The sequence below is a fragment of the Weissella koreensis KCTC 3621 genome, from assembly GCF_000277645.1.
Map to the genome: position 1 here is coordinate 1 of NZ_AKGG01000008.1, position 1,349 is coordinate 1,349.

A 1,349-nucleotide genomic window follows, 5' to 3' on the forward strand; every position below is an offset into this window, starting at 1 on the left:
TTTATAAATATATTTTCTTTTTCTTCATTTTCTCTTCAAGGAGTATGGAGTATATACTTCATGTTTCCGATGGCTATATTATCTATAATAAAGATAAATAATGATAATTTATGGTATATATTATTGCTTTCAGCATCTATATCTTTTATGTTTAATATGCATTTCATTAGCGCTTTCATTAGTGTTTTGGTAATTGGTATGTTTTTTATTTATGTATTCTACAATTCAAAAAATAAAATAAATTTATTACGAAATGCAGTTATTTCAGCGATATTGTTTATGATATTATCACTAACTACAATAATAAATTTAATATCAATTTCAAAAGACAAATTGCAAGGCCTAGAAAATTTTCAGTTGTCGTCTGGGACTTTAAATTTAGAGCAAATGATTCATTCTTTAACAAATCCATCAATTTTTGGTGTTAGTATCCCGTCAATTTTTGGTAGTTTATTAATTATAGATATTTTTTTAATTTTATGCTGGAAAAATTTAAATCATGATAGTCAGAGTGTTGTTATTATTGGGTTATTTTTCCAATTAATAATATCTCCATATTTTCCTTGGGATCTTTTACAAAAAACGCCAGTATCAATAATTCAATTTCCAACTAGATTAGTTCCCTTAATTTTGATGTTATTGGTACTTGTTATCGTTACGGATAAATTTTTCAATAATATGAAAATATTAAAAGGAATAATAGTATTAAGCTTAATGTTAACGTTAAGTTTTCAGACAAGTAATATAGTTGATAAGGCTAAATTTAATTATTTTCCTTCGAATGATATTTTATTCGATCATTATGAAAAAAATTTATTTAATTATAGAGAAAACACCAAATTAACAGAATATGATCTACTAAATCCTATTTTTTATAGATTAAAAACATATCCAGAATATATACCTAAAATCACCAATAATAAGACATTAAACGATAAATATTCTAATTCAGTTAATAATCATATTGTATATGCTAATGATAAAAAAATTAATAATGTGAAGGTTACAGTAAATAATAACGTCATTATTTATAAATTCAAAAATGATATTTCGGGGAAAATAGATATTCCACTATGGTCATATAAAGGTGTGGATTATTTGGATATTTCAAGATCAAAGTACGGAAATATACATACTAGTAAAAGAAATACGATACAGGTATATTCTCATAAAACTAATACTATTAAGATTAGAGTATCTAATACTAAGTTAGTTAATATTTCTTATTTAATTACTACAATATCTTGGGCTATTTTGCTTATTTCAATATTTATAAAAGGTATATATCAAAAAAAGTTAATAAATTTTAAATATACACTGTTAAAACCCCATGAGTTAAGTAAATGTAA

The 1,349-nt window shown here is 23.1% G+C and carries 1 protein-coding gene; it reads left to right on the plus strand.

Features of this window, described 5'->3' with window-relative positions; genetic code table 11:
• Positions 1 to 69: 69 nt before the first annotated feature.
• Positions 70 to 1,349 (plus strand): hypothetical protein (locus JC2156_RS03085; RefSeq protein ID WP_155815906.1); only part of this gene is annotated, 1,280 nt, incomplete at its 3' end.